The 7096-nt window shown below is 67.5% G+C and carries 8 protein-coding genes; 7 read left to right on the top strand and 1 reads right to left on the bottom strand.

Annotated features, from left to right (window positions below):
* Positions 1–718 (top strand): YheT family hydrolase (locus N878_RS09385; RefSeq protein WP_021443409.1); only part of this gene is annotated, 718 nt, incomplete at its 5' end.
* 55 nt (positions 719–773) lie between these two features.
* Here the strand turns inward: N878_RS09385 and N878_RS09390 are convergent.
* Complete coding sequence (locus N878_RS09390; RefSeq protein ID WP_021443410.1) at positions 774–1433, bottom strand: TetR/AcrR family transcriptional regulator; 660 nt, start codon at positions 1431–1433, stop codon at positions 774–776.
* 224 nt (positions 1434–1657) lie between these two features.
* Here N878_RS09390 and N878_RS09395 point away from each other — a divergent pair, with 224 nt between their 5' ends.
* The 6 genes from N878_RS09395 (at position 1658) to N878_RS09420 (ending at position 6891) form a co-directional block, all read left to right on the top strand.
* Entirely contained in the window at positions 1658–3088 is a 1431-nt protein-coding gene (locus tag N878_RS09395; protein ID WP_021443411.1) for a coniferyl aldehyde dehydrogenase, read from the top strand.
* Between the two features lie 42 nt (positions 3089–3130).
* The gene (locus N878_RS09400) at positions 3131–3676 is read left to right on the top strand and encodes a hypothetical protein (RefSeq protein WP_021443412.1); all 546 of its coding nucleotides are present in this window, start codon (positions 3131–3133) and stop codon (positions 3674–3676) included.
* Between the two features lie 265 nt (positions 3677–3941).
* Positions 3942–5534, top strand: a complete 1593-nt coding sequence (locus N878_RS09405) for a GMC family oxidoreductase (RefSeq protein WP_021443413.1) — start codon at positions 3942–3944, stop codon at positions 5532–5534.
* Position 5535: 1 nt separating this feature from the next.
* The gene (locus tag N878_RS09410) at positions 5536–5907 is read left to right on the top strand and encodes a hypothetical protein (RefSeq protein WP_021443414.1); all 372 of its coding nucleotides are present in this window, start codon (positions 5536–5538) and stop codon (positions 5905–5907) included.
* Between the two features lie 75 nt (positions 5908–5982).
* Positions 5983–6459: a pantetheine-phosphate adenylyltransferase gene (gene coaD, locus N878_RS09415; protein WP_021443415.1), complete on the top strand. Its 477-nt coding sequence runs from the start codon at positions 5983–5985 to the stop codon at positions 6457–6459.
* Positions 6460–6639: 180 nt separating this feature from the next.
* Complete coding sequence (locus N878_RS09420) at positions 6640–6891, top strand: YfhL family 4Fe-4S dicluster ferredoxin (RefSeq protein ID WP_004373873.1); 252 nt, start codon at positions 6640–6642, stop codon at positions 6889–6891.
* The last annotated feature ends 205 nt before the right edge of the window (positions 6892–7096 follow it).

Raw genomic sequence — 7096 nt, forward strand, 5'->3', positions numbered from 1 at the left:
GGCGCTGAACTGGCGCGGCTGCTCCGGCGAGCCCAACCTGCTGCCGCGCGGCTACCATTCCGGCGCCAGCGAGGACCTGGCCGCTGCCGTGGCCCATCTGCGCGCGCAGCGGCCGATGGCGCCGCTCTATGCGGTGGGCTATTCGCTGGGCGGCAACGTGCTGCTCAAGTACCTCGGCGAGAGCGGCGCACAGAGCCAGGTGCTGGGCGCGGTGGCGGTGTCGGTGCCGTTTCGCCTGGATCAGTGCGCCGACCGTATCGGCCTGGGCTTCTCGCGGGTCTACCAGGCGCACTTCATGCGCGAGATGGTCGCCTACGTCAGCAACAAGCAGCGCCTGTTCGCCGCCCAGGGCCAGGGCGAACGCCTGTCGGTGCTGGAACGCCTCGGCCCGCTGCACGGCATGCGCACCTTCTGGGACTTCGACGGGCGCGTCACCGCCCCGCTGCACGGCTATGCCGACGCCCAGGACTACTACCGACGCGCCTCCAGCCGTTTCTACCTCGGCGCGATCCGCACGCGGACGCTGATCATCCAGGCCGAGGACGATCCCTTCATCTTCCGCCACAGCCTGCCGGAGGCCGGCGAACTGGCGCCCGGCACCGAGTTCGAGCTGCACGCCCGCGGCGGCCATGTCGGCTTCGTCGACGGCAGCCCGCGCCGGCCCGGGTATTACCTGGAACGGCGGATTCCCGAGTGGTTGGCAGCACTGGGCGCCTGACCTGCCGTAGCCCGGATGCAATCCGGGCTACGGGGGTCGTCAAGGCGCCAGCCGATCACCCCAACACCTGCTCCAGCGGCACATGCAGGCGGCCGTACAGGGCTTCGACCGCCTCGCGCGCGGCGGGGGCGATATAGCCGCCTTCCAGCGCCAGCACCTGGTAGATACCGCGGCGCAGCATGTCCTGGCTGAGGTTGTCCGGGCTGGCGCCGGCGGTGCAGAGAAAGCGCACCCAGGAGGTCATGATGATCCAGCTGTTGAGCGTCAGCGCCTCGATCTGCGCCGGGCTCATCAGCAGGATGCCCGCCTCGACGAAGCCCTGGTAGATCGCCTGGGCGCCCACCAGGCAGCGGCGGGCGAAGGCGCGGTAGCGCGCGGCCAGCTCGACGTCGGCCTCCAGCAGGTGTTCGAGGTCGCGGTGCAGGAAGCGGTAGTGCCACATCGCCGCCAGCAGCGCCTCCAGGTAGAAGGTCTTGTCTTCCACCGTCAGCGCGCGCCCCTCGGGCCGGCGCAGAAAACCGTCGACCTGCGCCTCGTACTGGGCGAACAGCTCGGCGATGATCGCCTGCTTGTTGCGGAAGTGGTAGTACAGGTTGCCCGGCGAAATCCCCAGGTGCGCGGCGATATGGTTGGTGGTGACGCTGCGTTCGCCCTGGCTGTTGAACAGCTCCAGGCTGGCTTGAACGATGCGCTCGCGGGTCTTGGGTGGCGCCATGGCGCGGCTCGGTCTCGTGGTGGGAAAGCGGCAAAGGTACAGGCAGAAACGCCCTGGGTGTTACCCCCAGCCCTCGATCGGCGCACCGCTGACCTTTGGTTAGGCTGCGGCAGCGCGCTTGGCGCGCCATGCTATTTGACACATTAGAGCAATTGCTCTAAAAATCCAGCACGCCCACGCGCCCCGTCGCGCATCGCCCAGCTGGACCGTCGAGGAGAAACCCCATGGTCGCCGACATCGCCTACCTGCAGCACAGCCAACAGCAGATCAACCAGCTGGAACGCACCTTCGCCCTGCAACGCGCCGCCTTCGCCGCCAACCCCATGCCATCGGCCGAGCAACGCATGCAGTGGCTGAAATCCCTGCGCGAGCTGCTGACCCAGCAGCAGGACGCACTGGTGGCGGCGATCTCCGAGGACTTCAGCAACCGTTCGGCCGACGAAACCCTGCTCGCCGAGCTGATGCCCAGCCTGCATGGCATTCACTACGCGAGCAAACGCATCAAGCAGTGGATGAAGCCGTCGCGGCGCAGCGTCGGCCTGCAGTTCATGCCCGCCGCGGCCAAGGTCGTCTACCAGCCGCTGGGCGTGGTCGGCGTCATAGTGCCGTGGAACTACCCGCTGTTTCTCGCCATCGGCCCGCTGGTTGGCGCGCTGGCGGCCGGCAACCGGGTGATGATCAAGATGAGCGAATCCACCCCGGCCACCTCGCAGCTGGTCAAGGACCTGCTGGCGCGCATCTTCCCCGAGGACCTGGTCAGCGTCGCCCTGGGCGAGGCGGAAGTCGGCATGGCCTTCTCCAAGCTGCCGTTCGACCACCTGCTGTTCACCGGCGCCACCAGCATCGGCCGGCACGTGATGCGCGCCGCCGCGGAGAACCTCACCCCGGTGACCCTGGAGCTGGGCGGCAAGTCGCCGGCCATCGTTTCGGCCGACGTGCCGCTGGCGGACGCCGCCGAGCGCATCGCCTTCGGCAAGACCCTCAACGCCGGGCAGACCTGCGTGGCACCGGACTATGTGCTGGTGCCGAGGGATCGGGTGGAGGGCTTTGTCGCCGCCTACCGCGAGGTGGTGCAGCGCTTCTACCCGGCGCTCAAGGACAACCCCGACTACACCGCGATCATCAACGAGCGCCAGCTGGCGCGTCTGACCGGCTACCTGCAGGACGCCGAGGCCAAGGGCGCGCGCATCGTCGCGCTCTACCCCGAGGCCCAGGGCCGGCGCCTGCCGCAGAGCCTGGTGCTGGACGTCAACGACGACATGAAGCTGATGCAGGACGAGATCTTCGGCCCGCTGCTGCCGGTGGTGCCCTACGACCGCCTGGAAGACGCCTTCGCCTACGTCAACGCAAGGCCACGGCCGCTGGCGCTGTACTACTTCGGCTACGACAGGCGCGAGCAGCAGCGCGTGCTGCACGAGACCCACTCAGGCGGCGTGTGCCTGAACGACACCCTGCTGCACGTGGCCCAGGACGACATGCCGTTCGGCGGCATCGGCCCCTCCGGCATGGGCCATTACCACGGTCACGAGGGTTTTCTGACCTTCAGCAAGGCCAAGGGCGTGTTCATCAAGCAGCGCTTCAATGCCGCGCGGCTGATCTACCCGCCCTACGGCAAGGCGATCCAGAAGCTGGTCTACAAGCTGTTCCTACGCTGATCCACGCGGGCAACGCCCGTTCCAAGCCTGGTGACAACAACAATGAACGACACCACTCTGAACGCGCCGCAGCTGTCGCGGCGCAGCCTGCTCAAGGTCGGCCTGCTGGGCACGGCGCTGCTCGGCACCGCCGGGCTGACCGCCAGCCTGAGCGGCTGTTCGGCCAGCACGCCCGCCAGCGGCTACCTGATCCTGCGCAGCAGCGATATGCCCTTTCTGCGCGCGCTGATCCCGGTGATGCTCGATGGCGCCGTCAATACCGGGCAGATGCCGCAGGCCGTCGACGGCACGCTCAAGAGCCTCGACAACAGCCTGGCGCACCTGTCGCCGGAAATGCTCAAACTCACGGTGCAGCTGTTCGACGTGCTGGCCCTGCCCGTCACCCGCGGCCCGCTGACCGGGGTCTGGGGCAGCTGGGACAACGCCAGTGGCGATGACGTGCGGCAGTTCCTCATCCGCTGGCAGAACAGCAGCCTGAGCCTGCTGCGCATGGGCCACGCCTCGCTGCTGCAACTGGTGATGATGGCCTGGTACAGCCGGCCGGAATCCTGGGCCCATTGCGGCTACCCGGGGCCGCCCACCGTATAAAGGCTGATTCGTAGGGTGGGCCGGGCGGCGATCCGCTTCCGCCCACCAACAGCGACAGCTTGGTGGGCTGAAGCCCACCCTACCAACGGAATTTAGCCAACCGCGATTATCAGAATGAGGCCTCTGAAACCGTAGCGAGCGGTTCGAGTGCAAGGAAGGCTCGCAGCACGTGGCGAGGCTGTACTGAAGTACGCCGAGCCACGGGCGAGAACCTGACGCCGCAATCGGATCGCGCAGTAGGTTTCAGTGACTCCGAGGAAAAACAATGCCCGTACCCGATCTGTTCAAGCAAGGCCTGGCCAAGGGCTGGAAGACATACGACGGCTCGCGCCTGGAAAACGACCTGAGCCTGGAAGCCGACGTCGCCATCGTCGGCAGCGGCGCCGGTGGCGGCACCACCGCGGAAATCCTCAGCGCCGCCGGCTACAAGGTGCTGCTGATCGAGGAAGGCCCGCTGAAGACCAGCGACGACTTCAGGATGCAGGAGGCCGAAGCCTACCCGTCGCTGTACCAGGAAGGCATCGGCCGCATGAGCAAGGACGGCGCCATTACCATCCTCCAGGGCCGCGCCGTCGGTGGCACCACCCTGGTCAACTGGACCAGCAGCTTCCGCACCCCGCCGCAGACCCTGGCCCACTGGGCCGAGGTGCACGGCGTGCAGGGCCACGACGCCGAGGCCATGGCGCCCTGGTTCGAGCAGATGGAACGGCGCCTGGGCGTAGCCCCCTGGGCGGTACCGCCGAACGCCAACAACGAGGTGATCCGCGCCGGCTGCGACAAGCTCGGCTACCACTGGGCGGCGATCCCGCGCAACGTGCGCGGCTGCTGGAACCTCGGCTACTGCGGCATGGGCTGCCCGACCAACGCCAAGCAGTCGATGCTGGTCACCACCATCCCCGCCACCCTCGACGCCGGTGGCGAGCTGCTCTACCTGGCGCGCGCCGACAAGCTGCTGATCGAAGGCGACCAGGTGGTCGGCCTCGACTGCCTGGGCATGGACCCGCGCTGCGTGGCGCCCAACGGCAAGCGCATCCGGGTCAGGGCGCGGCACTACGTTCTGGCCGGCGGCGGCATCAACACACCGGGCATCCTGCTGCGCTCGGCGGCGCCCGACCCGCACCAGCGGGTTGGCCGGCGCACCTACCTGCACCTGGTCAACTTCTCCGCCGCGCAGTTCGAGCAGGTCATCAACCCCTTCTACGGTGCGCCGCAGTCGCTCTACTCCGACCACTTCCAGTGGGACGACGGCACCGCCGGACGCCTCTCCTACAAGCTGGAGGTGCCGCCGCTGCAGCCGGCGCTGACCGCCACATTGCTCGGCGACTTCGGCCGCGAGAACGCCCTGCGCATGGAGCAGTTGCCGCACACCAACGTGATGCTCGCACTGCTGCGCGACGGCTTCCACGAAGACAGCGCCGAGGGCCGGGTCGAGCTGCGCGGCGACGGCAGCCCGGTGCTCGACTACCGGATGACCGACTACAGCTGGGACGGCGTGCGCCGCGCCTTCCTGAGCATGGCCGAAATCCAGTTCGCCGCCGGCGCCCGCGCGGTGATGCCGATGCACGCCGACGCCAGTTACGTGAAAACGTGGAAGCAAGCCAAGGACCTGATCGAGCACCTCGACCTGGCGCTGTACCGCACCCGCCTGGGCAGCGCCCACGTGATGGGCGGCTGCGCCATGGGCGAAGATCCGCGGCAGGCGGTGGTCGACAGCCTGGGCCGGCATCACCAGCTGGCCAACCTGTCGATTCACGACGGCTCGCTGTTCCCCACCAGCATCGGCGCCAACCCGCAGCTGTCGATCTACGGCCTCACCGCCAAGCTCGCCACCCTGCTGGGCGAACGCCTGAAGACCTGAGATGAGCAAGCTGATCGGCTTTCTGCTGCTGGTGGCGGGGGTCATCCACCTGCTGCCGCTGGCCGGCGTGCTGGGTGGCGAACGCCTCAATGCGCTGTACGGTATCGCCCTGGACGAGCCCAACCTGCAGATCCTCATGCGCCACCGCGCCGTGCTGTTCGGCCTGCTCGGCGCCCTGCTGGTCGCCGCGGCGTTCGTCCCGGCGTTACGCGGCGCGGCCCTGATCGGCGGGCTGGTCAGCGTGCTCGCCTTCCTCCTGCTGGCATGGAGCGCTCCCGTCTACAATGAGGCTTTGCGCCGAGTGGTGATCGCCGACTGGATCGCCCTGGCCTGCCTGGTGCCCGCACTCGTCCTGCACCTGCGCAGCAGCTGAGCTGTCGTCACGCTTGGCCCTGAGGGAAGCGCTGCGCTACCATCCGACTCCTTTTCGACCCGCCAGGACGTCCCGATGAATCGAGTGTTATACCCCGGCACCTTCGACCCCATCACCAAGGGCCATGGCGATCTGGTCGAACGCGCCTCTCGGCTGTTCGATCACGTCATCATCGCCGTCGCCGCCAGCCCGAAGAAGAACCCGCTGTTCCCCCTGGAACAACGGGTGGAGCTGGCCCGCGAGGTCACCAAGCACCTGCCCAACGTCGAAGTGGTGGGGTTCTCCACCCTGCTCGCACACTTCGCCAAGGAACAGGGCGCCAACGTGTTCCTGCGCGGCCTGCGCGCGGTGTCGGACTTCGAGTACGAATTCCAGCTGGCCAATATGAACCGCCAGCTGGCGCCGGACGTGGAAAGCCTGTTCCTCACCCCGTCGGAGAAATACTCCTTTATCTCCTCGACCCTGGTGCGCGAGATCGCGGCCCTCGGCGGCGACATCTCCAAGTTCGTCCATCCGGCCGTGGCCGCTGCGCTGAACGAGCGCTTTAAATAGCGGGCCGCTTGCGGCCGTCTGATGACCCTCTCCCACTTGTGGGAGAGGGTGCCCGAAGGGCGGGAGAGGGCATTGCCCCCACACGCCATCCCCACATGGCGCCCTTCCCGGCAATCCGGCACAATTCGCCTACCGTTGTCCGATAGTGTCGCGGCGTCCCGCCTCGACAGGAGTTGTTCCATGTCCCTGATCATCACCGACGACTGCATCAACTGCGACGTCTGCGAACCCGAGTGCCCCAACGGCGCGATTTCCCAGGGCGAGGAGATCTACGTGATCGACCCCAACCTGTGCACCGAATGCGTCGGCCACTACGACGAGCCGCAGTGCCAGCAGGTGTGCCCGGTGGACTGCATCCCGCTCGACGAGAACAACGTCGAGAGCAAGGACGAGCTGATGCAGAAGTACCGGATCATTACCGGCAAGGCCTGACTGCCCCCTGGGCGAACCGCCGCACGAGCGGTTCGCCGCCTGCCACACCCGCACGACAAACCAAGGCTGCTAAGCTTCGCCCTTTCCCCAGCCGCCTTCGGTAGATCGCATGTTGCGCCACCTCCTGCTCTCGACCCTGCTGCTCGCCGCCAGCCTGCTGGCCCAGGCCGCGCCGCAGCAGGCCGCCATCGCCACCGCCCACCCC

Source organism: Pseudomonas sp. EGD-AK9, assembly GCF_000465935.2.
In the GTDB taxonomy this organism is placed as follows: Bacteria; Pseudomonadota; Gammaproteobacteria; order Pseudomonadales; family Pseudomonadaceae; genus Aquipseudomonas.

What these genes read in the sequence shown, in the direction of transcription:
- N878_RS09390 (WP_021443410.1), bottom strand. Translation starts at nt 1,433, where the DNA reads ATGGCGCCACCCAAGACCCGCGAGCGCATCGTTCAAGCCAGCCTGGAG.
- N878_RS09395 (WP_021443411.1), top strand. Translation starts at nt 1,658, where the DNA reads ATGGTCGCCGACATCGCCTACCTGCAGCACAGCCAACAGCAGATCAAC.
- N878_RS09400 (WP_021443412.1), top strand. Translation starts at nt 3,131, where the DNA reads ATGAACGACACCACTCTGAACGCGCCGCAGCTGTCGCGGCGCAGCCTG.
- N878_RS09405 (WP_021443413.1), top strand. Translation starts at nt 3,942, where the DNA reads ATGCCCGTACCCGATCTGTTCAAGCAAGGCCTGGCCAAGGGCTGGAAG.
- N878_RS09410 (WP_021443414.1), top strand. Translation starts at nt 5,536, where the DNA reads ATGAGCAAGCTGATCGGCTTTCTGCTGCTGGTGGCGGGGGTCATCCAC.
- coaD (WP_021443415.1), top strand. Translation starts at nt 5,983, where the DNA reads ATGAATCGAGTGTTATACCCCGGCACCTTCGACCCCATCACCAAGGGC.
- N878_RS09420 (WP_004373873.1), top strand. Translation starts at nt 6,640, where the DNA reads ATGTCCCTGATCATCACCGACGACTGCATCAACTGCGACGTCTGCGAA.